Raw genomic sequence first — 24,698 nt, forward strand, 5'->3', positions numbered from 1 at the left:
GATTGTAAGAATCGGCTCGGTGGGTCGCCTCGGGAAAGGACCGTCACGTGTCCCGTGATCGGATCGCCGTGCTCGGCGAGTGTGTCGCCGACGCCTTCGTCACCGGTACGGCGCCGGGAGGCGGGCTCGCCCTGCGGGTCCTGCCCGGCGGCGGTCCCGCCAACACCGCCGTGGCCCTGGCCCGTCTCGGCACGCCCGTCCGCTTCCTCGGGCGGATCTCCCGTGATCCCTTCGGGGAGCTGTTCCGCGCCCACCTGGACGCCTCCGGCGTCGATCTGACCGGCTGCGTGAGCGCGCAGGAGCCCAGCGTCCTGGCCGTCGCCACCCTGGACGAGGCGGGACGGGCGGCCTACTCCTTCCACGCCGAGGGAGCGGCCGACTGGCGGTGGAGTGCGGCGGAGCTGACCGGCGAGCGGGTCGGCGACGCCGTCTGCCTGCACACCGGCTCCCTCGCCCTGGTCCACGACCCCGGAGCGGGGCGGATCGAGGAGCTGCTCGCGCGGGCCGCCGCCGGGGCGACCGTCTCGATCGACCCCAACGTACGCCCCGGCGTCGTCCCTCTTGAGCGCTACCGGGAGGCGATGCCCCGCTGGTGCGCGCTGGCCGACGTCGTCAAGCTGAGCCTCGACGACCTGGAGCTGATCCGCCCCGGTGAGACGGCCGAGCGCGCCTGCGACGCCTGGCACGCCGCGGGTGCCCGGCTGGTCGTGGTGACCCTCGGTCCCGGGGGCGCGCTCGTCTCCCTGGACGGCCTGCGCGTGAGGGTGCCCGCGCCCGCCGTACGGGTCGTGGACACCGTCGGGGCCGGTGACTCCTTCACCGCCGCGTTCCTGCACCGGCTGCACGCGGACGGCCTGCTCGGCGGGCGGCTCGACGCCCTCGACCTGGACGCGGCCGGGCGGGCGGCGGCCTTCGCGGCCGGGGCCGCCGCCCGCACCTGCTCGGTTCCCGGAGCCGACCCTCCGTGGGCCGGTGACCTGTGAGCCTCGCTAGCTCCTCGGTCCCGTGGAGAGGGCCTCGGCCCGTTCGCGCCCGCCCGGCAGCAGGCGGGCGAACCACTCCGAACGGCTGGCGATCAGCGGCCCGAACAGCGCGAGGATGAGCACGTACCCGGCGATGAACGGCGCGAGCCTGCCGTCGAGCCCGGCGGCCACGGCCATGGTCGCCAGGACCAGGGCGAACTCCCCTCTGGAGAGCACGGTCAGTGAGATGTTCACCGCCTGTGTCGCGCCGAAGGAGTTCATCCGGGCGGCCAGTGCCCCCGCCGCCACGTTGAACACCAGGGTGAGCACGACCGCGATGGCGACGGGCCAGGCGACGGAGAGCATGTCCCCGGGCTCGATGGACAGGCCGAACGCGAAGAAGAACAGGGCCGCGAAGGCGTCCCTGAGCGGATGGACGAGCTGGCGGATGCGCGGCGCGGCCTTGGTCGAGCTGAGGATCAGGCCGATCATGAAGGCCCCGATGGCGTCGGAGACGCCGAGTTCCTCCGCGACGCCCGCGGTGAGGATCGCCAGTCCGGTGAACATCACCACGAGCAGCTCGTCGTCCTTGGTGGTCACGAGCCTGTCGACCAACCGGGTGCCCCACCTGGCCAGCGCGGTCAGCGCGATCAGGAAGGCGAAGGCCTTGCCGAAGGAGAGCGCGGCGGCGGCGAAGGAGTCGGCACCGCTGAGCACCGGCTGCAACACCGCCAGGTAGAGGGCGAGGAAGATGTCCTCGACCACGATGATTCCCAGGATGAGGCGGCTCTCCGGGTTGCCGATCCGCCCGAGGTCGACGAGCAGTTTGGTCGCGATGGCCGAGGAGGAGATCCCGACCACCCCGGCCAGGACCAGCGCCTCCCTTGTCCCCCAGCCGAGGGCGAACCCGAAGATCAGGCCTCCCCCGACGTTGAGCAGGATGTAGACGGTCCCGGCGAGCGCCAGCCTGCTGCCGCCCGCGATGAGACTGTCGAGGGAGAACTCCAGGCCGAGGTAGAACAGCAGGAAGATCAGGCCGAGCGTGGCGATGACCTTCAGGTCGGCCGGGTTCTCCACAAGGGCGAGCCCGGGGGTGTGCGGCCCGAAGATGATGCCCGCGAGCATGAACAGGGGGATCGTCGGCAGTCCGATCCGGCCGCCGAGCCTGGCGATGATCCCGGCGGCGAGGAAGGAGCCGCCGAGGGCGATGAGAGCGTCACCCAGTGCCACGGTGGCCTCCTTCCGGCCTGATTCCGGGCATGGTGAAAGCGCATTCGTAGAACATGAAAAAACCTCCGTCGGACGATCTCGATCTGGTGCGTCAGAGATCGCCGGACGGAGGCGCCCGGGGTTCGGACGGGCCGTGTACGGCCCGCGTGACGACGGTGACGGGCGGCCGGGGGCGCAGCCACACCACCCGTGCCGGACCGGCGTGCCGGACCGTGGGCGGAGGCAGGCCGTGCCCCGCCTTGTACGGCGAGGCCGGGGGCAGGATCGCGCCGCTCGCCAGGGCCACGGCGACGCCGGGTTCGTGGCGTAGCCCGTGGTGCGCCTGGAGCGGCGCGTGGATGACGGTGAGCAGAACGAACAGAAGGGAGGCGACCGTACCGACGACCCTCTTCTGCAAACCGGACCCTAACCCTGAGGCGAATTGTCCGTTATTTTATCATCTGTCACCGTCGTTTCCCGGGCCGGGCGCCACGACATCAGGTACGCCCGCTGCCAGAGGATTTCGAGCGGCCCCCGCTCGAAGCGGCGCAGCCACAGCGTGGCCAGCGCCATGAACACCGCGCAGATGGCCGCCCAGGCGGCGACCGTCCACCACGGCCGCAGTCCCTCGAACCGCGTGGCCAGGCCGAGCCCCCAGCCGTAGCAGAGCACCGCCCCCGCCAGGTTCTGGAAGACGTAACAGCTCAGCGCAGTCCTGCCGACGGCCGTCAGCCCCCGGCGCATCCGGCCCTGAACGTCCCCCGCCCTGAGCGCGACCGTCGTCACCAGCCCCAGCAGGCCGAGCGCGACCAGCGGCGGCAGCAGGTAGCGGTCGACCAGGAACCAGCCCTCTCCGGAGAAGGCCGTCAGCAGGTTCAGCGGCGCGCCGACGCCGAGCCCGAGGACCATCAGCCTGCGCCGCAGGACGGCACCGCGTTCCGAGTCCTCGAAGACCCCCGCCCGCACCAGGCGGGAGCCGAGCAGGAACAGCACGACGCCCAGCGGGACGATGAACACGGCCTCGAAGCGGTAGGTGCCCATGTTGACGATCCTGGCGGTGACCTGGTCGAGGTAACCGCCCTCGGCGAACCGTCTCGACGGCGCGGCCCCTGAGGAAAGATCGGCGACGCCGTACAGGAGGGCGAGGGTGATCAGGCCGATCACGGCGGCGAACACCGTCCCCGTCACGATCATCCAGGCCCTGACCACCCGGTCGCTCCTGCCGATGAGGAAGGCCACCAGGACCGAGACCACGGCGTAGCCCATGAGCACGTCGAACTCGAAGATCAGCACGTAGTGGAGCAGTCCCTCGACGAACAGCAGCGCCGCCCGCCACAGGTACCGGCCGGGCCAGGTGACGCCACGCCGTACGGCCGAGCGGTACTGCAGCTCCATGCCCACCCCGAACAGCAGGCTGAGCAGGGCCAGGAACTTGCCGTTGGCCAGGAAGTGCAGGAAGGTATCGGCCGCCCCGCTCCCGGAGAGGGCGTCCATGACCCCGGCCGGCCCCAGGGGGTCGGTGAAGATCCAGATGTTGGTGCCGAGCGTGCCCATGATGGCGATGCCCCTGAGCACGTCGAGCACGTCGATGCGTCGCGTCGTCACCCTTCAACGATCGCCGTCCTCGGCCCGCGGGACATCGTCGCGCGGACCCATCCGTCGGCTACATCGATCTATGTAGCCTCTCCCCCGCTGGGGCGATCTCTAGACCGACAAATCCAGATATGTCGCCCTTCAGAGGTGTTCGGCGAGGAACTCCGCCGTGGCCTCGACCGCCCGGGTGACGCAGGGCTCGACGTCGTAGAGGTCGGTGTGCCGCCGGGCGTCCACCCAGACGAGCCGCTTGGGCCCCTCCATCCGCCGGTAGACCTCCTCGGCGCCCTCCGGGGAGCTCATCCGGTCGATCACCCCGTGCACGACCAGGCCCGGCGTCGGGGCCAGGAAGTCGGCGCCGGTCATGTCGTCCACGGTGAGCAGCTCACCCAGAGAGGCCCTGGTGACCCGGTTTCGCCAGTGCGGGCAGGCGCCCCGCCCCGTGCCGTAGTAGTCGAACGGCTCCGGCCCCGGCATGGCCGCCTCACCCTCCTGCGCCACGGCGGGCAGGTACTCCACCTCCCCGCCCCGGTCCTGACGCTCCATGACCTCGGCGTGGCGGGCCAGCGCCTCCCGGTAGCCCGCCCCCATCGTGGCGCGCGTGCCGTACGGATTGCCGTAGGACCCCGCGATGCCCGCGAAGGCCCCGACCCGGGGGTCGAGGGCGGCGAACCTGAGCGCGTAGCCCGCGCCGAGGCAGATCCCGACCGCTCCGATCCGGCCGCCGTCCGCCTCGGGACGCGAGCGCAGCAGCGAGACCGCGGCCCGCAGGTCACGCAGCTTGCCCTGCGGATCCTCGTGCCCGCGCGGCGTGCCGCCCGACTCGCCCCAGTTGCGGTGGTCGAAGGCCAGCGTCACGTAGCCGGCCCCGGTCAGCGCCTCGGCGTAGCGGCCGGCGACCTGGCCGCGTGTCCCGGTGAACGGCCCGGTCAGCACCAGCGCCGGACACGGCCCCGGCCCCTCGGGCACGCGCAGGTCACCGACGAGTGTGATCCCGTCGGCCTCGAACTCAACCCTCTCGCTCATGCCCCCAGACTGTACGGCTCCGCGAACGTCCCCGGCCCTCGGCCGTACGCGCCGAGAGCCGGGGACGACGGCTAGGAGTCGAACCCGAGACCCATCTTGTCCAGGGTGCGCAGCCAGAGGTTGCGACGGCCCTGGTGGAGGTCGGCCTGGGCGATCGACCAGCGGGTCATCTGGATCCCGGCGGAGCGGACCGGCTCCGGCGGGAACGGCAGCGGCTTCTCCCTGACCATCCGCAGCTCGGTCCGCTCGGTCGATTCGCCGCCGAGCAGGTCGAGCATGACGTTCGCGCCGAACCTGGTCGCGCCGACCCCCATGCCGGTGTATCCGGCGGCGTAGGCCAGGCGTCCGCCGTGCGCGGTTCCGTAGAAGGCGCTGAAACGGCTGCAGGTGTCGATGACGCCGCCCCACCGGTGGGTGAAGCGCAGCCCCGACAGCTGCGGGAAGGTCGTGAAGAAGTGCTCGGCCAGTTTGACGAAGGTCTCGTCGCGCTGTTCGTACTCCGGCTTGATCCTCCCGCCGTTGTAGTAGACCGCGTCGTAGCCGCCCCAGAGGATGCGGTTGTCCGAGGTCAGCCGGTAGTAGTGGAACTGGTTGGCCGAGTCTCCGACGCCCTGCCGGTTGTGCCAGCCGACCGAGGCCAGCTGCTCCTCCGACAGGGGCTCGGTCATCAGCGCGTAGTCGTAGACCGGCACCAGGAAGTGCTTCAGCCTGCGCAGCAGCGGCTGGAACACCCCGGTGCCGAGCGCCACCTTCTCGGCCCTGACCGTGCCGTGCGGGGTGAGCAGCTCCATGTGCGTCCCGGTGTCCCGCATGTGCCTGACCGGCGTGCGCTCGTGGACGCGCACGCCCAGTGAGAGACAGGCCTGCCTGAGGCCCCAGGCCAGCCGGGCGGGGTCGAGCATGGCGCAGCCGTCACGCTCCCAGTGGCCTCCCACGTAGGTGGGCGAGTTCACCTCCGCCCTGACCTGGTCCTGGTCGAGGACGTCGAAACGGACACCCAGCTCCCTGGCGACCTCGACGCTTTGGTGCATCTCCGCGAGCTGCCACGGCTCGGTGGCCACGTGCAGCTCCCCGGTCCGCTCATAGCCGCAGTCGATGCCGTACCTGGCGACCGTCTCGCCGAGCTCGTCGAGGTTGGTCAGTCCCATGTGTTCGAGGAGGGCGATCTCCTCCGGCCAGCGCTCAAGGCCGTTGGCGATGCCGTGGGTGAGCGTCGCCATGGCGAATCCGCCGTTACGGCCGGACGCCGCCCAGCCGATCTTCTTTCCCTCCAGCAGGACGACGTCCAGCGACGGGTCCCGCTCCTTGGCCATCAGGGCCGTCCACAGCCCCGAGAAGCCACCGCCGACCACCGCGAGCCCGGCGGTCGTGTTTCCGAAGAGCCGCGGCAGCGGCTCGGGTTTCGCCGGACTGTCGAGCCAGTACGGCTTGCGCTCCGCGTCAGCAAGAGCCTTCAGCGGATCCACAAATCTCACTTCCCTACGGTGAGTCAAAGAGTCTTTGTGTGTGTCGCGGGGCCTTGGGGGCCACGCGCGGGTTCCCCCCGCCTGAGTCCGATCTCGCCTCCCTGTTCTCTGTCGAGGATCCTGATGCGCCTGAGCCCGTGCCACCGGCGGCGGCACGGGCTCAGGCGACGGTCAAGTGCGGCGGCGGGCGGTCACCGTGTTGACCACGGCGATCACGACGCCTACCGCGAATATAAGCGTTCCCAGGATGTTGACCTGCGGCGGGATGCCGATCCTGGTGGCCCCCCAGATCCACAGCGGGAAGGTCTCCATGGCCCCGCTGGTGAACTGGGTGATCACGAAGTCGTCGATGGACAGCGCGAAGGCCAGCAGCGCGCCGGAGACGACGCCGGGCAGGATCATCGGGAACGTCACCCGCCAGAAGGTGGTCCAGGTGGAGGCGCCCAGGTCCCTGGCCGCCTCCTCGACCGACCTGTCGAGCCCGATCACCCTGGCCCGCACGGTGATGGCCACGAACGACAGCGAGAACAGCACGTGCGCCACGACCACGGTCCAGAACCCGGTGTCCACCCCGGCGCTGACGAACAGCGACAGCAGCGAGGCGCCCATGACGAGCTCGGGTGAGGCGATCGCGGCGAACAGCACCAGGTTGGTCGCGCCCTGCCCGCGGAAACGGTGACGGCCGAGCGCCAGCCCCATGAGGGTGCCGATCACCGTGGTGATCAGCGTGGCGAGCAGGGCCACCTGCAGTGAGTTGCCCACGGCCCCGATCAGCTCGGGGTAGTCGCCCAGCCTGCCCCACCACCTGAGCGTGAAGCCCTGCCAGGTGACGTTCGACTTGCTCGCGGTGTCGTTGAACCCGAAGACGATCATGACCACGATCGGCAGGAACAGCCAGGCGATGACCAGCCAGACGTAGCCCCACAGCAGCCGCTCGCCGAACCTGACCCTGGGTCTGGTGATCTCCGGTGCGCTCATCGGGCCGCCGCCTCCAGCACGTTCTCGGTGCCCAGCGCCCTGGCGTAGGCGAAGATGCCGACCAGCATCACCGCCATCAGAGTGAACGACAGCGCCGCCGCGGTCGGATAGTCGGCGTTGACGAGATACTCGGTCTGGATGATGTTGCCGATCATCGTGTTGGCCGGGCCGCCGAGGATCCCGGCGTTGACGTAGTCGGCGGTCATCGGGACGAACGTCATCAGCACCCCGGCGAAGACCCCGGGCAGCGAGAGCGGCAGCACGACCTTCGTGAAGGCCTGGCTCCTGGCCGCGTAGAGGTCCTGGGCCGCCTCGACCACCCGGGGGTCGATCCGTTCGAGCGCCACGTAGATCGGCAGGATCATGAACGGCAGGTAGTTGTAGACCAGGCCGCCGATCACCGCGACCGTGGTCTGCAGGACGTGGAAGTCCTGGGCCACCAGGCCCATCGCCTTCAACGGCGACAGCAGCAGGCCGTCGTCGGCCAGCAGGAACTTCCACGAGACCGTGCGCAACACGAACGACACGAAGAACGGCAGCAGCACCAGCAGCAGGTAGGTGGACTTGCGGGAACCGCCCCTGAAGGCGATCCAGTACGCCACCGGATAGGCCATCGCGATGGAGACGGCCGTGCCCACGAGGCCGTACCCGACCGAGCGCAGGAACTGCGTCTGGTAGCGCGTCAGGGCGTCGCCGTACACGGAGAAGTCGAAGGTCTGCACGAAGCCGTTCAGGATGTCGCCCTCCTGGGTGGAGACCGAGGCCATGAAGACCATCGGCAGCACCAGGAAGATCAGTAACCACAGACCGCCCGGCAGGATGAGCAGGTAGGGGGTGAGGCGCTTCACCGGGGCTCTCCGTCAGCCCTGGGTGATCGGCTGGAAGATGGACTCGAAGGTCTTCTCCTTGGCCCCGTCGAGGGTCACGTAGGAACGCAGCCTGGCCATGTCGGCGTCCGAGGGGTAGATCATCGGGCTGTTCGCCAGCTGTTCGAGCGCCGCCTTGTCCTCACCGGACTGCTTGGCCGCGTCGGCGAGGACCAGGTCCTTGGTCGCCGGGACCGGCGTGATGTAGTTGATGGCCTCGACCAGGGTCGTCGCGATCTTGGGCTGGTAGACGTAGTCCATGTACGTCAGCGCGTCCACCGGGTTCTGCGCGGTCCTGGGGATGCACATGTTGTCGGTCCAGATCGTGCCGCCCTCCTGGGGGACCACGAACTTGAGGTCCTTGCCCTCGGCGACCTGCTGGAAGATGTCGCCCGACCAGGCCATGGTGATCCACACGTCGCCCCTGGCGAGCGCGTCCACGTAGTCGTTCTCGTAGTACTTGCGCACCAGCCCCGCGTCGCGCTGCGCCTGGAGCCGCTCGGCCGCCTTGCGCCAGTCGGCCTCCGTCGAGGTGTCGGGGTCGATGCCCAGGGAGAACAGCCCGACGTTGGCGATCTCCTCGCTGTCGGTCATCATGCCGACCTTGCCCTTGTACTTGGGGTTCCAGAGGTCCTCGACGCTCTTGACCTCGTCGACGTACTTGGGGTTGTAGGCGATGCCGGTCAGCCCGACCGTCCACGGGATCGTGTGGGCGTTGCCCGGGTCCCACGTCGGGTTCTTGACCTTCTGCGCGGCGTTGGCGGCGAAGTTGGGCAGCTTGGAGTGGTCCAGCGGGGCCAGGTAGTCGAGCTGGATGGCCCGGCCGAGGTGGATGCCGTTGGTCAGCACCATCAGGTCGTGGCCGATGTCGTTGCCCGCGGCGAGCAGCGGCTGGATCTTGCCGAAGAAGGACGGGATCTCCTGGATGACCTCCTTGTAGGAGACCTTGATCCCGGTGTCGGCGGTGAACATCTCCAGCGACGGGTACCTCTTGCCGTCCTTGTCGATGTACAGCGGCCAGTTGGCGAACCGCATCGTCCCGTTGCGCTTCTTACCGGTCCAGAAGTCGGCGACCGCGTCCTTCTTCGGCGTGGTCACGGGCTTCTTGCCCTGGATGCCGCAACCGGCCAGGGCGAGCCCGGCGGCCGAGAGCCCGGCCAGACGCAGGGCGTCGCGGCGGGTGACCGAGCGGTTTTGCGTCAGGCCCCGCAGCAGGGCGGGGTTGGAGCGGGGGTCCATGGCTGTGGTCAACGTCAACTTCCGATCACGTACGAGTGGCGTGCCTGCCACGACAACCAGACGGCCTCGCCACGCTCGGCCGTGCTCGTGCTGTCGAGCGCGTTCTGCTGGAAGACGGTGATCTCGGCGCCGTCGGCGAGGCGCACCGTGTAGCTGTTGTAGAGCCCCAGGTAGACGACCTCGGAGACGGTGCCGCGCACCGCGCTGAGGTCGCCCTCCGGCTCCCCGGCGGAGATCGTGATCTTCTCCGGGCGCACGGTGACCGCGACGCGGTCCCCCGTGACGTGGGCGTCCCCCTCGACCAGGACGCGCCCTCCGTGTCCCGCCCGCAGGACGGCCCGCCCGGCGCCCGTCTCCTCGACGACGCCGTCGAGGAGGTTGGAGGTGCCGATGAAGCCCGCGACGAACGCGGTGGCCGGACGCTCGTAGATCTCACGGGGCGGGGCGAGCTGCTCGACCAGGCCGTCGTTCATGACGGCGATGCGGTCGCTCATGGTGAGCGCCTCGCTCTGGTCGTGGGTGACGTAGACGAAGGTGATGCCGACCTCGCGCTGGATGCGCTTGAGCTCGATCTGCATGGCCTGGCGGAGCTTGAGGTCCAGCGCGCCGAGCGGCTCGTCGAGCAGGAGCGCGCGGGGGTTGTTGACCAGGGCGCGGGCCAGGGCGACGCGCTGCTGCTGGCCGCCGGACATCTCCCTGGGGCGGCGCTTCTCCCGCCCGGTGAGGTCGACGATCTCCAGCATCTCCCCGACGCGCCGTTTGATCTCGGCCTCGGCGACCTTCCTGCGCCGCAGGCCGAAGGCGACGTTCTCCCAGACGTTCATGTGCGGGAACAGCGCGTAGGACTGGAAGACCATGTTCACATCGCGCCTGTTCGGCGGGACCCCGGTGACGTCCTGGCCGTGCAGCCTGACCGTGCCGCGCGAGGGGTCCTCGAACCCGGCGATCATCCGCATGGTCGTCGTCTTGCCGCAGCCCGAGGGCCCCAGGAGGGAGAAGAACTCGCCTCCGGCGATGCTCAGTGTGACCCCTTTGACCGCCTGGACGACCTCACCCTGGGCGAGGTACTCCTTGACGACTCCGGAGAGCTCGATGGCGGGCACCTGGGGGGAGGAGGGGACGGCCGCAACCGCCCCCTCCTCTTCTGAGCCCGCCTGGATTTCGGTCATACCAGGCTTAATCTCTCTGTCTGCGGCTACTCGCCGATGTAGTGCATGACGTGCTTTACGCGAAGGTAGTCGTGAAGGCCGAAAACCGACAGGTCCTTACCGTATCCGGAGTGCTTGAACCCTCCGTGCGGCATCTCCGAGACGAACGGGATGTGGGTGTTGACCCACACGACGCCGAAGTCCAGCCTCCTGGAGACCCGCATCGCCCGGCCGTGGTCGGAGGTCCAGACCGAGCTGGACAGGCCGTACCTGACACCGTTGGCCTTGGCGACCGCGTCGGCCTCGTCGGAGAAGGTCTGCACCGTGATGACCGGGCCGAAGACCTCGTTCTGCACCATCTCGTCGTCCTGGCGCAGGCCGTCGACGACGGTCGGGGCGAAGAAGTAGCCCCGCTCGCCGACCCGCTCGCCGCCGGTCAGCACCTTGGCGTGCCCGGGGACGCGCTCAAGGAAGCCCGCGACCCGCTCCAGCTGGGCGGCGTTGTTGAGCGGGCCGTACAGGGCGTCCTCGACGGACAGGTCACCGGTGACGGTCGCGGCCGCGGCCTCGGTGAGCGCGGCGACGAAGGCGTCATGGACGTCCTCCTGGACCAGCACCCGGCAGGCCGCGGTGCAGTCCTGACCCGCGTTGTACAGCCCGGCGGTCGCGATGGCCTCGGCGGCCGCCTTGAGGTCCTTGACGTCGTCGAAGACCACCACGGGGGCCTTGCCGCCCAGTTCGAGGTGGACGCGCTTGAGGTCGTCGGCCGCCGACCTGGCCACGGCCATGCCCGCGCCGACGGAGCCGGTGATCGCGACCATCTGGGCCGACGGGTGGCCGACGACCAGCGCGCCGGTCTCGCGGTCGCCGACGACGACGTTGAAGACGCCCTTCGGCAGGATCTCACCGATGATCTCGGCGAGCTTGACGGTGGAGACCGGGGTGGTGTCGGAGGGCTTGAGCACCACGGTGTTACCCGCGGCGAGCGCGGGGGCGATCTTCCACACCGCCATCATCAGCGGGTAGTTCCACGGCGTGACCTGGCCGACGACGCCGATCGGCTCGTGCCTGATCACGGAGGTGTGGTCGGCGAGGAACTCACCCGACGTCGGCCCCTCAAGCGTGCGCGCGGCGCCCGCGAAGAACCGGAAGTGGTCGGCGGCCACCGGGGTCTCGTCCTCGGCCATGCGGGCGAGCGGCTTGCCGGTGTTGCGGCACTCGGCCTCGTTCAGCTCATCCGCCCTGGCCTCGATCGCGTCGGCGACCTTCAGCAGCAGACCGGCGCGCTCACCCGGGGTGGTCTGGCTCCACGACTCGAAGGCGGCGGTCGCGGCGGCGTAGGCGGCGTCGACGTCCTCGGCTCCGGAGACCGGGGCCTGAAGGTAGGCTTCCCCGGTGCAGGGGTCGATGACGTCGGAGAACCTGCCGCTTCTGGCGTCCACGAGCTCACCGTCGACGTAGTTGCGCAGCCGGGCGGATTCACGGTTCTCAACCGGGGTGGTCACCGTTGACCTCCTAGTTCTTTCGAGCTGAGTCGTCGAGACTCTTACAGAGGAGAAGACCCTCGACAAGGGATTTCGTTGTTAAGATATCAAATTGCTACGAAATCGCTTGACAGAGACGTAATAACTGACACGATGTCGCACCAGAGCCGCGAGAACACCGGCGACACACACGCATCAGGACGTCTCAGGGAGCGCGCATGACGACCCCGTCCAAGGCACGCCGCGAGAACGACGCCAGACCCGGCACCGTCGTCCTCGACGAGATCTCAAAGAAGATCATCGAGCAGTTACAGGCGGACGGGCGCAAGCCGTACGCGGCGATCGGCAAGGCGGTCGGCCTGTCCGAGGCCGCGGTGCGCCAGCGGGTCCAGCGCCTGATCGACGGTGGTGTCATGCAGATCGTCGCGGTCACCGACCCGCTGACCCTCGGCTTCTCCCGCCAGGCCCTGATCGGCATCAAGTGCGAGGGCGACCTGGAGGCGGTGGCCCAGGAGCTGTCCCTCATCGCCGAGCTCGACTACGTCGTGCTGACCGCGGGCGCGATGGACATCATGGTCGAGGCGGTCTGCGAGAGCGACCAGCACCTGCTGGAGATCCTGGGCAAGATCCGCGCCATTCCCGCGGTCCGCGGCACGGAGACGTTCGTCTTCCTCAAACTCCACAAACAGACCTACTCCTGGGGCACCCGCTGACCCCTTGGAGCGCTTCTCGGGAAGCCCACTACCCTTCTGGGACATTCCTTGGGGGACCCACCGGCCTCCTGGGGCGGCACGCTTTCTGTTAACTTTATTTCCTAATTGCTAGCGTTTCCCCGCGACCACACGCGCGCCTCAGCGACGGAAACGGGTGATCACGAAAGTGGTACCAGGCATGCGACTCTCCAAGGTGTTCTTCAGATACTCGCGACGCGGTCCGTGGGTGCTGCGGGACATCGACCTCACGCTACGGCCCGGCTCCGTCATCGAGGTCACCGGCAAGAACGGAGCCGGCAAGTCCACCCTGCTGCGCCTGCTGGCCGGGATCGTCCCGCCCTCCAAGGGCACCGTCGCCCAACGGCCCCGCGTCGTCGGCTACGCCCCCGACGTCTTCCCCATCGGCCAGCCGTTCACCGTCACCGCCTACCTGACCCACATGGCCGAGATCCGGGGGGTCTCCCCCGACGCCATAGGACGCCTCGCCGACCGGCTTGAGGCGACCCACCTGCTCGAACAGCCGCTCGGCGACCTGTCGAAGGGCAGCGCCCAGAAGATCGGGCTCATCCAGTCGCTGCTGGACCCGCCGGACCTGCTCATCCTGGACGAGCCCTTCGCCGGGCTCGACGCGCACACCCGGGGCGAACTGCCCGCCATGATCGGCGAGATCGCCGCCAACGGCGGGACGGTCGTGGTGAGCGACCACCAGAACCAGCTGGAGAACTTCCCCGGCGCCGACCACTGGCTGGTCGCGAGCGGTACGGTGACCACCCAGGCGGGAGAGCGCCCCAAGCAGGTCGTGATCGAGGTGCTCGTCGACGCCGCGGAGGCCGACGAGGTCGAGCAGAAGCTCCACGCCGACGGCTACACGACCAGGCGGGCCCTGTGACCCCCTCCGCGTCACGCCTTCCCGGCGTCAGGCAGATCACTCCCTACGGCGCCCTCCCCCATCCGAAGGCGGCCGCAACGCCCAGGAAGGCCAGATGATCCCCCTCGTCCGTTTCAAGCTGGCCGCCTACACCCGGTCGCACCGCCTGCTCCAGCCGGTGATCGCCCTGTTCGCGATGCTGGCGATCTTCTACTCGTCGCCGGGACCCGCCCTTGAGGGCTACAGCGACTCGGCCGCGCTGCTCATCGTCGTCTTCGCCTGGGCCGCCAGGAGCCTGCTCGACACCGAGCCGCCGACCCAGCGGCTGATCTCGATGACGGCGGCGGGAAACCCCGGCCGGGAGGTCACCTCTGGCCTGGTCGCCGCCTTCGCCGTCAACCTCGGCCTGGCGGCGGTCGCGATCGTGGCCCCCCTGATCATCCGCTTCGGCGTCCTGCCCGCGCCGGGCGACCTGGCGCGCGGCGTCGGGCTCCACCTGCTCGGGGTGTGCGTCGGCACCGCGCTCGGCGCGCTCGCCAGCGCCCCGATCCTGCCCTCCCCCGCCACCTCCCTGGTGGCCCTGTTCGGCGGCTACACGGCCATGCTGCTGCTCAGCCTCACCCCGATCGGGTCCTTCCTGGTGCCGATCATGCCGTGGATGCGGGCGACCAACTCGGGCAGGCTCGACGAGGTCCTGCTCCCGATCGCCACCGCGACGCTCCTGTGGTCCGCGGCGGGCGTGCTGGCCTACCTCAGACTGCGCCGCTCCCGCCCCTGACGGACGCCGCCCTTGGCCCGTGTCAAGGCGTGACGGCGAGGACCGGGTGCGGCGGGGGGCGCCGGGTGCGGGGACGGGTCGGCACGACGGGCGGCGGCCGGGGGGCCGGCCGTAGGGCCTGGGGGTTGCCGGGGCTGTTCGGGGCTATTCGGCGGCGGCGAGTTGGCCGCAGGCACCGTCGATCTCGCGGCCCCTGGTGTCGCGGACCGTCACCGGGACGCCGTGGAACTCCAGGCGGCGGACGAAGGCCTGCTCGTCCTCCGGGCGGGAGGCGGTCCACTTCGAGCCCGGGGTGGGGTTGAGCGGGATCAGGTTGACGTGCACGAGCTTGTTCCTGACCAGCTTGCCGAGCAGGTCGGCCCGCCACTCCTGGTCGTTGATGTCCTTGATCAGGGCGTACTCGATCGAGACCCGGCGCTTGGTCCTGGCCGCGTACTTCCAGGCGGCGTCGAGGACCTCGGCCACCTTCCAGCGGGTGTTGATCGGCACCAGGGTGTCGCGCAGTTCGTCGTCCGGGGCGTGCAGCGACAGCGCCAGCGTCACCGGCAGCCCCTCCTCGGCGAGCTTGCCGATCGCCGGAACCAGGCCGACGGTCGAGACCGTGACCCCGCGCGCCGAGATGCCCAGCCCCGAGGGGGCGGGCTCGACCAGCCTGCGCACGGCCCCGATCACGGCCTTGTAGTTGGCCAGCGGCTCGCCCATGCCCATGAAGACGACGTTGCTGATCCGGCCCGGCCCTCCCGGGACCTCACCGGAGGCGAGAGCCCTGGCTCCCGCAACCACCTGCTCGACGATCTCGGCGGTGGACATGTTTCGGGTCAGGCCCGCCTGGCCCGTCGCGCAGAACGGGCAGTTCATCCCGCAGCCCGCCTGAGAGGAGACACAGATGGTCGTCCGGTCCGGGTAGCGCATCAGGACGGACTCGACCAGCGCGCCGTCGAACAGCCGCCACAGCGTCTTACGGGTCGTGCCCCTGTCGGTCGTCAGCTCCCTGACCGACGTCAGCAGCTTCGGGAACAGCGCGGTGGCGAGCTTCTCCCTGGCCGCTGCGGGCAGGTCCGTCATGAGGGCCGGGTCGCCGTTGAGCTTCTCGAAGTAGTGCCGGGAGAGCTGGTCCGCGCGGAACGCCTTCTCACCGAGCTCCGTGACCGCGGCCTTGCGCTCGGCCATGGTCAGATCGGCCAGGTGACGGGCGGGCTTCGCCCTGCGGGGCGCCACGAAGGTGAGCTGACCGGGGGCGGGAGTCCGGCTCTGGCTCTGGCTGGCAGTGGACACGGTGCAAAGCCTTCTCTCGACGGTTACGCGAATACTTCGGAAGCGGTGCTCGCCCCTGATCTAGAGTCCGGAGGTATGGCGACAATCCGCTCCACGGGCGAGCGGGGAGACGACGTCGAGGTCGTGTTCACCGACGTCAATCCCTACGGGAGCCGCACCCTGGTGGTCGAACGCGACGAGACCTCCTCGGTAGCTTACCTGCGCGGGCCTCACGGCACGGTTCACGGAGCGGTGTGGCTGGCCAACCACGGCCGCGCCCCCGAGGCCTTCGACCCGTCCCGTCCCGAATCCGGGCTTCCCCCGGTGGCGCCCAGGGCGAACACCGGGCACCCCGACGGCAGGGCACCGCTGGGCAGGTTGCGGGCACTGTGGTTCGAGGAGGGCGACGGCGTCGCCCTGTACGAGAACGACGAGTTGCTGGCGGTCATTCCTGGCTGGGCCGACATGAGCCGCGGCATGCCGGGCTACTCCTTCGACGCCGTCGGAGAGTTCCCGTTCGCCTGGTCGCTTGAGGAGGCCCTGGAGGGGCTGGCCCCCAGGCTGGCCAGGGCCCGCGCCTACTGGGACTGGCGGACGGGTGAGGGAGCCTGGGCGACGTTCCAGCAGTTCGTGATGGGCCACCTGGACAGGACGGTGGGAACGGCGGGCAGGTTCTGGGACGCCGGAGGCGACCGGCTGCCGACGGTCGGCATCACGGAACGGCCCCCCGAGGGTCAACGCGAGTACACCGTCCTGTCCACGGTCGGAATGAGCTGCCAGCCGATGCCGACCGTCGAGCAGTACGTCGAACGGCCCCAGGCCCGCACCAGGATCGAACTCGCCGTCGCCACCCCCGGCGACCCGCGTGAGGCCGCCAGGCTCTTCCTGTGGCTTGCCCAGTATCCCTGGCACTCGGTCACCTGGCTGGGACACGGCCACACCGCCAGGTGGTACCACCGCCCCGAGACGTTTCCGCTCGGCTCCCCCTATGGGGGCGTCATCATGCTGAGCGGCCTGCCCGGCCTGCCCGACCTGTCGGGTTTCGCCTTCGGCGGGGACGACGTCGAGTGGCTGTGGCTGGTCCCGATCACCGCCGAGGAGCTCGACCTGGTCGGCGAGGAGGGCCACCGGGCGCTCCTGCCCCGCCTCTCCTCGGCCCGGATCACCGGGACCTGAGGCTCACACCAGCAGCGTCAGCAGCGCCCAGATCGGGATCAACGCGGCCAGCAGCGAGTCGAGGCGGTCCATCAGGCCACCGTGACCGGGCAGGACGCTGCCCATGTCCTTGACGCCGAGGTCCCGCTTGATCACCGACTCGACGAGGTCTCCCAGCGTGGCGAAGGCGACCGCGACCGCGCCGATCAGCACGCCCTTCCACACGGCGTCGCCGAGCAGCCACGCGACCAGCCAGCCGCCGACGGCCATGCAGGCCAGTGCGGAGCCTGCCAGCCCCTCCCAGGTCTTCTTCGGGCTGATCCGCGGCGACATCTTGTGCCTGCCGAACAGGATGCCCGCGAAGTAGCCGCCGATGTCGCTGGCGGCCGTGGTCGCGACGAAGACGACCACCCGGTCCGGCCCCTGGTCATCGGCGAGCAGAAGCCCGACGAACCCGGCCAGCAACGACGGGTAGACGGTCACCAGCAGGGTCGCGGAGATGTCGCGGACGTAGCCCTCCGTGCCCTGGAACATCCGCCAGATCATCAGCACGAGCACGGTCATCGCGAAGGCGCCGACGAGCCACGCGGGCCCGTCCCTGCCGCCCCAGTAGGCGCCGCAGACCATGATGGCCATCCCGGCCAGAACCGGGACCACCGGGACGTTGATGTCCCTGGCCGCGAACGACTTGACGAGCTCCGTCACGCCGATGCCCACCGCCGCGATCACCACGGCGAGGAAGAGCCACTCGACGAAATAGAGGGAGGCGATGATGACCGCTCCCAGACCGGCACCCACCGCGATCGCGACGGGGAGATTCCGGCCGGTACGGCTACCGCCCGTCGCAGGTTCCACGAGGCCCTACTCTCATGCGAAAAATCCTTGTCCCGCGCGGAAGGCCGGGCGGGACAAGGATCACAGGCTCAGACTTCGAGCAGCTCGGCTTCCTTGTGTTTGAGCAGCTCGTCGATCTTGGCGACGTGCCTCTGGGTGAGGTCGTCGAGCTCCTTCTCGGCGCGACGCACCTCGTCCTCGCCCGCGTCGCCGTCCTTGACCATCTTGTCGAGGGTCTCCTTGGCGTGACGGCGGATGTTGCGGACGGACACCCGGGACTGCTCCGCCTTGGTGCGGGCGACCTTGATGTACTCCTTGCGGCGCTCCTCGGAGAGCTCGGGGAAGGCCACCCGGATGACCTGACCGTCGTTGCCCGGGTTGACGCCGAGGTCGGAGTTGCGGATCGCCTTCTCGATCGCCGCCATCGAGCCCTTGTCGAAGGGCTGGATCACGACCATACGGGCCTCGGGGACGTGGAACGAGGCCAGCTGCTGAATGGGCGTGAGGGCGCCGTAGTACTCAGCGCTGATCTTGTTGAACATCGACGGGGTGACCCGGCCCGTGCGGATGCCGGCGAAGTCGTCCTTCGCCACGGCCACGGCCTTCTCCATCTTTTCTTCGGCTTCGAAGAGAGTTTCGTCAATCACAGCGGCTCCTGCCTTCTCGGTCACTCACCATTCCACACCCGCTTCGCGGAACGCCGTACCATCCGGAGGGGTCCCTCCATATGGCCGGTGCCGCCTTCCGCTCCGCTCACCGCGGTCAGGCTCGCTCCCCGTCTTCCGGGTCACCGACCCGACTCACTCACTTCACGGGAGACTCCTACGTCGCCCACCGCTCCGCTCGCTCCGTCAGGCTCGTTCCCTACCTCCAGGTCACTCACCCGACTCACTCACCTCGCGGGAGACTCCTACGTCGCCCACCGCTCCGCTCGCTCCGTCAGGCTCGTTCCCTATTTCCCTGCCGGGCTCACCAGCGTGCCGATCTTCTCACCGCGTACGGCCCGCAGGATGTTGCCCTCGCCCATGAGGTCGAAGACCACGATGGGCAGGCCGTTGTCCATGCAGAGGCTGATGGCGGTGGCGTCCATGACACCGAGACCGCGGGTCAGCACCTCACCATATTCGAGGTGGTCGAACCTGACGGCGTCGGGGTTCTTCCTGGGGTCGGCGTCGTAGACGCCGTCCACCTGGGTTCCCTTGAGCAGTGCCTGGGCGCCGACCTCAAGCGCGCGCTGGGCGGCGCAGGTGTCGGTCGAGAAGAACGGCGAGCCGAGCCCGGCCCCGAAGATCACCACGCGCCCCTTCTCCAGGTGGCGGATGGCGCGACGGGGCAGGAAGGGCTCGGCGACCTGCTGCATGGTGATCGCCGTCTGAACGCGGGTGTCGATGCCGCGCTTCTCCAGGAAGTCCTGGAGGGCCAGGCAGTTGATGACCGTGCCGAGCATGCCCATGTAGTCGGCCCTGGCCCGGTCCATGCCGCGCTCGGACATCGCCGCGCCGCGGAACATGTTGCCGCCGCCGACCACGACCGAGACCTGGACGCCCTCGCGGACCGCCTCGGCGATCGAGTCGGCCAGCTGCCCGACGACGCGGGGGTCGATGCCCAGCGGCTCGCCCCCGGCGAACGCCTCACCGGAGAGTTTCAACATGACGCGTTTCCAGCGAAGCGGGCCCGCGTACGACGAAACCGCCGACGTAGCGGGGTCTGATTTCTCCTGCACGGCGGCGGCCTCCTCGTTGTTCTAACGCTCTGGTGAGAGAAGCTGGGTCAAGCCTAAGCCTGGCCCACCTTGTAGCGGACGAAGGCCTGGACCTGAACGCCGTTCTCGGTGGCGAACTTGCCGACGGACTTCTTGTTGTCCTTGACGAAAGCCTGCTCAAGCAGGGTGAAGTCCTTGTACCAGCCGTTGATGCGGCCGTCGACGATCTTGCCGATGGCGGCCTCGGGCTTGCCCTCCTCGCGGGTCATCTCCTCGAAGAGCGCGCGCTCCTTCTCGATGACGTCCGCGGGGACCGCGGCGGAGTCGAGGTACTTCGGAGCCATCGCGGCGGCGTGCTGCGCGATGTCCTTGGCGACCTCGGCGTTGGCCGTGTCGAGCTGGACCAGCACGCCGACCGCCGGGGGCAGCTGCGGGTCGGTCTTGTGCATGTAGGCGCCGATGAAGCCGCCCTCAAGGACCGCGAACCTACGGATCTCGATCTTCTCGCCGAGCGCGGCGTTGGCCTCGTCCAGCTGCTCCTTGACGGACTTGCCACCGAGCTCGGAGTCGAGCAGGGCGGGCACGTCGGCCGGCTTGGTGGCCAGGATGTGCTCGACGACCTGGGCCGCGAGCTCCTGGAAGCGCTCGCCCTTGGCGACGAAGTCGGTCTCGCAGTTGAGTTCGAGCAGCGCGGCGGAGGAGTCGCCGTCCTGCTTGAGGGCGATCAGGCCGTTGGAGGCGGTGCGGGCCTCGCGCTTGCCGACGTCCTTGGCGCCCTTGAGACGCAGGAGCTCGACGGCGCGGTCGAAGTCGCCCTCGGACTCCTCAAGAGCCTTCTTGCAGTCCATCATGCCGGCGGCGGTCAGCTCACGAAGCCGCTTGACGTCGGCCATGTTCACGGAAGCCATTGTCTTCTTCCTCGTGGGAATCGTCGTGGATCGGGTGGGTGCCCCGCGCTGGCGCACCCACCCGTGAAAGAGCCTTGCGGGTCGTACGGCCGGGCCGTACGAGGTGGGCCTAGGCCTGCTTGTCGGCGTCCTCGGCGGCCGGGGCGGCGGCCTCGGCCTCAGCCTCGGTGGCCTCGGCGGTCTCGGCGACCTCAGCGGCCGGGGCGGCCTCGGTCGCGGCGGTGGCCTCGGCGCCCGCGAGCAGCTCCTGCTCCCACTCGGCCAGCGGCTCGGCGCCACCGGCGACGGCCGGCTTGTCGTCACCGCGGTTGGCGCCCGCGCGGGCCATGAGGCCGGCGGCGACGGCGTCGGCGACGACGCGGGTCAGCAGACCGACGGCGCGGATGGCGTCGTCGTTACCCGGGATCGGGTAGTCGACCTCGTCCGGGTCGCAGTTGGTGTCGAGGATCGCGACGACCGGGATGTTGAGCTTGCGGGCCTCGCTGATCCCGATGTGCTCCTTCTTGGTGTCCACGACCCACACCGCGCTGGGCACGCGGGACATGTCACGGATACCGCCGAGGGTGCGCTCCAGCTTCTCCTTCTCACGGCGGCGCATGAGGAGCTCCTTCTTGGTGAGCCCCGAGCCCGCGACGTTGTCGAAGTCGAGCTCCTCAAGCTCCTTCAGACGCTGGAGCCTCTTGTGCACGGTGGAGAAGTTGGTGAGCATGCCACCCAGCCAGCGCTGGTTGACGTACGGCATGCCGACGCGGGCGGCCTGCTCGGCGATGGCCTCCTGCGCCTGCTTCTTCGTGCCGATGAACATGATCGTGCCGCCGTGCGCGACGGTCTCCTTGACGAAGTCGTAGGCCCTGTCGATGTAGGACAGCGACTTCTGCAGGTCGATGATGTAGATGCCGTTGCGCTCGGTGAAGATGAAGCGCTTCATCTTCGGGTTCCAGCGACGGGTCTGGTGACCGAAGTGGACGCCGCTCTCAAGCAGCTGCCGCATGGTGACGACGGGGGTGGACATGTGATTGTCCTCCAGGTCGGAGCGCCCATCTCTGGGCGCTGTTCTCGGTTGACGCGACGGTCCGCGACCGTCGCCCTGATGCTCCGAACCGCCTCCAGCCGGGTTCTCACCCGGACCGATGGATGTGGTTCCTGATGGGGCATGCGAAGTCGGCCCGTGAGACACAGGCCATCGAAAATTGTACCCTCAGCCGGGCATCCCGCTGACCTCGGCGCGTCGGCGGCCCCTCACGCGTCGCGGGGAAGGCCGTGCGGCCGCCGTACGGCCCTGGGGAAGAGGTTGACCTGTGCCTCGGCGACCCTGGCGTCCGCGGGGGCCTCGTCCCGGCTGCGCGCGGTGAGCCGGTAGGGGGCGAGCAGCTCGTCGATCCGCCGGTTGAGATCCCCCAGCTCCTCCGAGTCGACCAGCAGGATCGTGCGGGAGAACGCCGTCGCCTCAAGCCAGTGCCTGGGCTCCCGGTCCAGTGCCGCCAGGGCGCGGGCGGCCTCCTCGGCGGCCTGGTCGCGCATGACCTTGATCAGCAGGTCCTTGGCCGTTCGCACCTCGGGACCGTCCTCCGGCTTCCGGGTGACGGACATCCTCTTGGAGGAGCTGCGCCAGAGCCGTTCCCTGCCGTCGCCCCTGGGCGGCGCGTCCTCGGCGAAGCCGTACTTGGCGAGCATGCGCAGGTGGTAGCTGGCCGCGCTCGGGGTGATCCCGACGACCTCGGCGACCTCGGTCGCGGTGGCGGGCCCCTCGACCTGGAGCCGGTTCAGGATCGCCAGCCGCGCGGGGTGGGCGAGGGCGCGCATCGCCACGGGATCGGTGAGCGGCTCACGTTCCTGGGTCATGTGCAAACCGTACCCACCCTTCGATGTGAAGGATTGCCTTCACAATTATGAAGTACTACCTTCATAGTTGTGAAGCATTCCCTTCACACCTGCTCCCCGAAGGTGGTCCTCCGTGCTCCAGACCGTTCCGTTGCGCGCCCAACGCGACTACCGGTTGCTGCTGTCCTCCCGCGCCGTCTCCGAGATCGGCACCGAGATCTCCAAGCTGGCCGTGCCGCTGACCGCCGCCGCCCTGCTCGGCGCCTCCCCGATCCAGATGGGCCTGCTCACCGCCGCCTCCTCGCTGCCCTCCCTGATGTTCGGGCTGCAGGCAGGGGCCCTCGCCGACCGGCTCAGGAGGCACAGGCCGGTCATGGTCGCCTGCGAGGCGGCCTCCGCGATGGCCATGGCCACGATCCCTCTCGCCTGGTTCGCCGGGCTGCTGACGGTGCCGTGGCTGATCGCTGCGGCGTTCGTCGTCGGCACCGGCACCACGCTCTTCCGCGCGGCGAACTTCCCCCACCTGGCCGTGGTGGTCGACGAAAGGCAGCGGACCGAGGCGCTCGCGGGCCTGCACTCGGTCTTCTCCCTCGCCTCCATCTGCGGCCCCGGCCTCGCCGGACTACTCGTCCAGTTGTTCACCGCGCCGTTCGCGATCGTCGCCGACGCGTTCTCCTTCCTGGCCTCGGCGTTCCTCGTCCGGTCGATCAGGACCCCCGAGGACCACACTCCGGCTCCCCCGCGCGGTCTGTGGGCCGAGATCAACGAGGGTCTGCGAACGGTCACCGGCAACCCCGTGCTCAGAACGCTCTGCGGCTGCGGGGTCGTCATCAACTTCTTCGGGGCCGCCTACACGGCGGTGTTCGTGATCTACGCGCTCGCCGAGCTTCACCTGCCCGTGGGGCTGATCGGCCTGCTCACCGCCAGCTTCGGTGTCGGCGGCCTGGCGGCCACGGCCCTCATCCCGCGCCTGACCGCGAAGTACGGCGAGCACCAGGTGATCGCGTGCGCCGTCATCGCCTTCCCGCTCGACTACGTGATCACGGCGACCGCCTCGGGGCCGACGTGGGCCGCCTTCCTGGCCCTGGCCGCCGGCGGGCTGGTCAGCGGTGCGGCCGTCATCGCCTTCTCCGTCTGCTTCGGCGCCGTGGTCCTGCGGGAGACCCCCGCCAGCCTGCGGGGCCGGGTCAACGCGACCAACACCTTCGCCGTCCAGGGCGTGCTGGCCCTCGGCGGCATCGCGGGCGGCCTGCTCGGTCAAGTGCTCGGGCTGCGCCCCGTCCTGTGGATCGGCGCGGCCGGGGTCGCGCTCACGATCCCGTGGATCTGGCTCTCCCCCCTCGGCCGTTCCTCCGCACCGCGAACACGATGACCCCGGTGACCAGCCAGACGAGCCCGGCGACCTTGGCGAGCGGAGCGGCCAGGATGATGATCCAGATCGCGACGAGGCCGCCCGCGACCGGCACGACCAGGTGCCGCCACAGGTCACGGCTCCCCCGGCGAACCCTGAAGTATCCGATCACCGAGCCGTGCAGCATCGTGAACGCCGCCAACGCCCCGATGTCCACGACCGAGACCAGCACGTCAAGACCGTCCGGCCTGCTCGCCGCCCAGACCGAGACGACCAGCGTCACCGCCCCCGCGCTGAGCAGCGCCGCCCGTGGCGTCCCGGAGCCCGGATCGACCGTCGAGAGCGCCCGGGGCAGGCCGCCGTCCCTGGCCATGCCGTACAGCAGCCGCCCGGCCGCGGCCACCGCGGTCATCGCGGCGAACGCGGGACCGACCGCCTTGGCCACCTTCATCAGGCCCGCCAGCCAGGGGGCGACCGACCGCTCGACCACGTCGTAGAAGGCCGTGCCCTGCGTGGCGGGGTCCGCGGCCAGCTCCGCCGGGCTCATCGGGGCCAGCAGGCCGGCCAGGAAGGTCTGCAGCACGAACAGCGCCCCCGCGACCCCCAGGCAGAGCAGCACCGCCCTGCCGACCTGGCGCGAGTCACCGGTCGTCTCCTCCGCGAACGAGGCGATGGCGTCGAACCCCAGGAAGGACAGCACCGCGACCGAGACGGCCCCGATCACCAGGGTGGTCGTGGTCCCGCCGACTCCGGTGAAAGGCGACGCCCACGGCCTGACCGGTCCCTCGGCGACCAGCACGGCCACGGCCATCACCACGAAGATCGCCAGCACCACGATCTCGGCCAGCAGCACGACCAGGCCGACCCGGGCGGCCAGCCGTACTCCCGAGACGTTGAGCGCGGTGGTCACGGCGAAGGCCAGCGCGGTGAAGGCCCAGGCGGGGACGGCGGGAAAGAGCGCGTGCAGCGCGATCCCGGAGAACAGGTAGGCCACGCTGGGGATGAGCAGGTAGTCGAGCATGATCAACCAGCCCGCGAGGAACCCGGCCGCCTGACCGAGTCCCGCCGAGGCGTAGGCGAACACCGATCCGGCCCGCGGCACGACCCGTGACATCTCGGCGTACGACAGAGCGGTGAAGGCCATGGCCACCGTGGCGATGACGTAGACGAGCCCGACCGCCCCCGCGCTCCTCGCGTCGAGCACCCCGAACACGCCGACCGGGGCCAGCGGCCCGATGAACAGCAGTCCGTAGACGATCAGGTCCCGGACCGAGAGCGTACGGCGCAGCCTCGCCCGTGTCTCCACGCCATCCCTCCCCCGCGCAGGATGCACTCGTCCCTGG

24 protein-coding genes are annotated in these 24,698 nt (G+C 69.6%); 6 read left to right on the forward strand and 18 right to left on the reverse strand.

Annotation, left to right across the window (positions count from 1 at the left end; translation table 11 throughout):
- Nucleotides 1-47: 47 nt before the first annotated feature.
- Entirely contained in the window at nt 48-983 is a 936-nt protein-coding gene (locus ACIBVQ_RS05600; RefSeq protein WP_399175874.1) for a carbohydrate kinase, read from the forward strand.
- Nucleotides 984-989: 6 nt separating this feature from the next.
- On the opposite strand, the gene ACIBVQ_RS05605 is transcribed toward ACIBVQ_RS05600, so the two are convergent.
- From ACIBVQ_RS05605 to ACIBVQ_RS05650, 10 genes are all read right to left on the reverse strand, one after another.
- A complete protein-coding gene (locus ACIBVQ_RS05605; RefSeq protein ID WP_362776901.1) occupies nt 990-2,192 on the reverse strand; it encodes a cation:proton antiporter in 1,203 nt (400 codons plus the stop codon).
- Nucleotides 2,193-2,283: 91 nt separating this feature from the next.
- On the reverse strand, nt 2,284-2,589 hold the full coding sequence (locus ACIBVQ_RS05610; protein WP_386192813.1) for a hypothetical protein: 306 nt from the start codon (nt 2,587-2,589) through the stop codon (nt 2,284-2,286).
- 8 nt (nt 2,590-2,597) lie between these two features.
- Complete coding sequence (locus ACIBVQ_RS05615) at nt 2,598-3,776, reverse strand: DUF418 domain-containing protein (RefSeq protein ID WP_399175876.1); 1,179 nt, start codon at nt 3,774-3,776, stop codon at nt 2,598-2,600.
- Between the two features lie 129 nt (nt 3,777-3,905).
- Complete coding sequence (locus ACIBVQ_RS05620; RefSeq protein ID WP_362909714.1) at nt 3,906-4,790, reverse strand: alpha/beta hydrolase; 885 nt, start codon at nt 4,788-4,790, stop codon at nt 3,906-3,908.
- A gap of 71 nt (nt 4,791-4,861) precedes the next feature.
- A complete protein-coding gene (locus tag ACIBVQ_RS05625) occupies nt 4,862-6,256 on the reverse strand; it encodes an FAD-dependent oxidoreductase (protein ID WP_352010155.1) in 1,395 nt (464 codons plus the stop codon).
- A 171-nt stretch (nt 6,257-6,427) separates the two neighbouring features.
- A complete protein-coding gene (locus tag ACIBVQ_RS05630; protein ID WP_352009503.1) occupies nt 6,428-7,234 on the reverse strand; it encodes an ABC transporter permease in 807 nt (268 codons plus the stop codon).
- The gene (locus ACIBVQ_RS05635) at nt 7,231-8,082 is read right to left on the reverse strand and encodes an ABC transporter permease (protein ID WP_399175880.1); all 852 of its coding nucleotides are present in this window, start codon (nt 8,080-8,082) and stop codon (nt 7,231-7,233) included. The genes ACIBVQ_RS05630 and ACIBVQ_RS05635 overlap by 4 nt, the downstream gene beginning before the upstream one ends.
- Nucleotides 8,083-8,094: 12 nt before the next feature.
- Nucleotides 8,095-9,339 (reverse strand): spermidine/putrescine ABC transporter substrate-binding protein, encoded by a 1,245-nt coding sequence (locus tag ACIBVQ_RS05640; RefSeq protein WP_352010156.1) that lies wholly within the window; start codon nt 9,337-9,339, stop codon nt 8,095-8,097.
- Nucleotides 9,340-9,353: 14 nt separating this feature from the next.
- Nucleotides 9,354-10,508 carry an ABC transporter ATP-binding protein gene (locus ACIBVQ_RS05645; protein ID WP_362909716.1) on the reverse strand — a complete coding sequence of 385 codons (1,155 nt, stop codon included), beginning with the start codon at nt 10,506-10,508 and terminating at the stop codon, nt 9,354-9,356.
- A 26-nt stretch (nt 10,509-10,534) separates the two neighbouring features.
- The gene (locus tag ACIBVQ_RS05650) at nt 10,535-11,992 is read right to left on the reverse strand and encodes a gamma-aminobutyraldehyde dehydrogenase (RefSeq protein WP_386192824.1); all 1,458 of its coding nucleotides are present in this window, start codon (nt 11,990-11,992) and stop codon (nt 10,535-10,537) included.
- Between the two features lie 197 nt (nt 11,993-12,189).
- On the opposite strand from ACIBVQ_RS05650, the gene ACIBVQ_RS05655 reads away from it, so the two are divergent.
- The 3 genes from ACIBVQ_RS05655 (at nt 12,190) to ACIBVQ_RS05665 (ending at nt 14,330) form a co-directional block, all read left to right on the forward strand.
- Nucleotides 12,190-12,684, forward strand: a complete 495-nt coding sequence (locus ACIBVQ_RS05655; protein WP_352009507.1) for an Lrp/AsnC family transcriptional regulator — start codon at nt 12,190-12,192, stop codon at nt 12,682-12,684.
- Between the two features lie 178 nt (nt 12,685-12,862).
- Nucleotides 12,863-13,573 (forward strand): ATP-binding cassette domain-containing protein, encoded by a 711-nt coding sequence (locus ACIBVQ_RS05660; RefSeq protein WP_399175883.1) that lies wholly within the window; start codon nt 12,863-12,865, stop codon nt 13,571-13,573.
- 94 nt (nt 13,574-13,667) lie between these two features.
- Nucleotides 13,668-14,330, forward strand: coding sequence for a hypothetical protein (locus ACIBVQ_RS05665; protein WP_352009509.1), 663 nt, complete (start codon nt 13,668-13,670; stop codon nt 14,328-14,330).
- Between the two features lie 144 nt (nt 14,331-14,474).
- Here ACIBVQ_RS05665 and rlmN read toward each other — a convergent pair whose 3' ends face one another.
- Nucleotides 14,475-15,605, reverse strand: coding sequence for a 23S rRNA (adenine(2503)-C(2))-methyltransferase RlmN (gene rlmN, locus ACIBVQ_RS05670; RefSeq protein WP_362909723.1), 1,131 nt, complete (start codon nt 15,603-15,605; stop codon nt 14,475-14,477).
- Nucleotides 15,606-15,680: 75 nt separating this feature from the next.
- Here rlmN and ACIBVQ_RS05675 point away from each other — a divergent pair, with 75 nt between their 5' ends.
- A complete protein-coding gene (locus tag ACIBVQ_RS05675) occupies nt 15,681-16,760 on the forward strand; it encodes a suppressor of fused domain protein (RefSeq protein ID WP_352009511.1) in 1,080 nt (359 codons plus the stop codon).
- A 3-nt stretch (nt 16,761-16,763) separates the two neighbouring features.
- Here the strand turns inward: ACIBVQ_RS05675 and ACIBVQ_RS05680 are convergent, their stop codons facing one another.
- From ACIBVQ_RS05680 to ACIBVQ_RS05705, 6 genes are all read right to left on the reverse strand, one after another.
- A complete protein-coding gene (locus ACIBVQ_RS05680; RefSeq protein ID WP_352009512.1) occupies nt 16,764-17,594 on the reverse strand; it encodes a phosphatidate cytidylyltransferase in 831 nt (276 codons plus the stop codon).
- Nucleotides 17,595-17,662: 68 nt separating this feature from the next.
- Nucleotides 17,663-18,220, reverse strand: a complete 558-nt coding sequence (gene frr / locus ACIBVQ_RS05685) for a ribosome recycling factor (RefSeq protein ID WP_352009513.1) — start codon at nt 18,218-18,220, stop codon at nt 17,663-17,665.
- 305 nt (nt 18,221-18,525) lie between these two features.
- Nucleotides 18,526-19,224 carry a UMP kinase gene (pyrH, locus tag ACIBVQ_RS05690; RefSeq protein WP_386192836.1) on the reverse strand — a complete coding sequence of 233 codons (699 nt, stop codon included), beginning with the start codon at nt 19,222-19,224 and terminating at the stop codon, nt 18,526-18,528.
- 125 nt (nt 19,225-19,349) lie between these two features.
- A complete protein-coding gene (gene tsf, locus ACIBVQ_RS05695; protein ID WP_352009515.1) occupies nt 19,350-20,183 on the reverse strand; it encodes a translation elongation factor Ts in 834 nt (277 codons plus the stop codon).
- 109 nt (nt 20,184-20,292) lie between these two features.
- A complete protein-coding gene (gene rpsB / locus ACIBVQ_RS05700) occupies nt 20,293-21,195 on the reverse strand; it encodes a 30S ribosomal protein S2 (protein WP_399175888.1) in 903 nt (300 codons plus the stop codon).
- A 227-nt stretch (nt 21,196-21,422) separates the two neighbouring features.
- Nucleotides 21,423-22,025, reverse strand: a complete 603-nt coding sequence (locus ACIBVQ_RS05705; protein ID WP_352009517.1) for a winged helix-turn-helix domain-containing protein — start codon at nt 22,023-22,025, stop codon at nt 21,423-21,425.
- A gap of 112 nt (nt 22,026-22,137) precedes the next feature.
- On the opposite strand from ACIBVQ_RS05705, the gene ACIBVQ_RS05710 reads away from it, so the two are divergent.
- Nucleotides 22,138-23,376, forward strand: coding sequence for an MFS transporter (locus ACIBVQ_RS05710; RefSeq protein WP_399175890.1), 1,239 nt, complete (start codon nt 22,138-22,140; stop codon nt 23,374-23,376).
- Here ACIBVQ_RS05710 and ACIBVQ_RS05715 read toward each other — a convergent pair.
- Complete coding sequence (locus tag ACIBVQ_RS05715; protein ID WP_362909727.1) at nt 23,315-24,661, reverse strand: APC family permease; 1,347 nt, start codon at nt 24,659-24,661, stop codon at nt 23,315-23,317. The two genes, ACIBVQ_RS05710 and ACIBVQ_RS05715, sit on opposite strands and share 62 nt — an antisense overlap.
- Between the last annotated feature and the right edge of the window lie 37 nt (nt 24,662-24,698).

The organism is Streptosporangium sp. NPDC049376 (assembly GCF_044466505.1).
Classification (GTDB): domain Bacteria; phylum Actinomycetota; class Actinomycetes; order Streptosporangiales; family Streptosporangiaceae; genus Streptosporangium.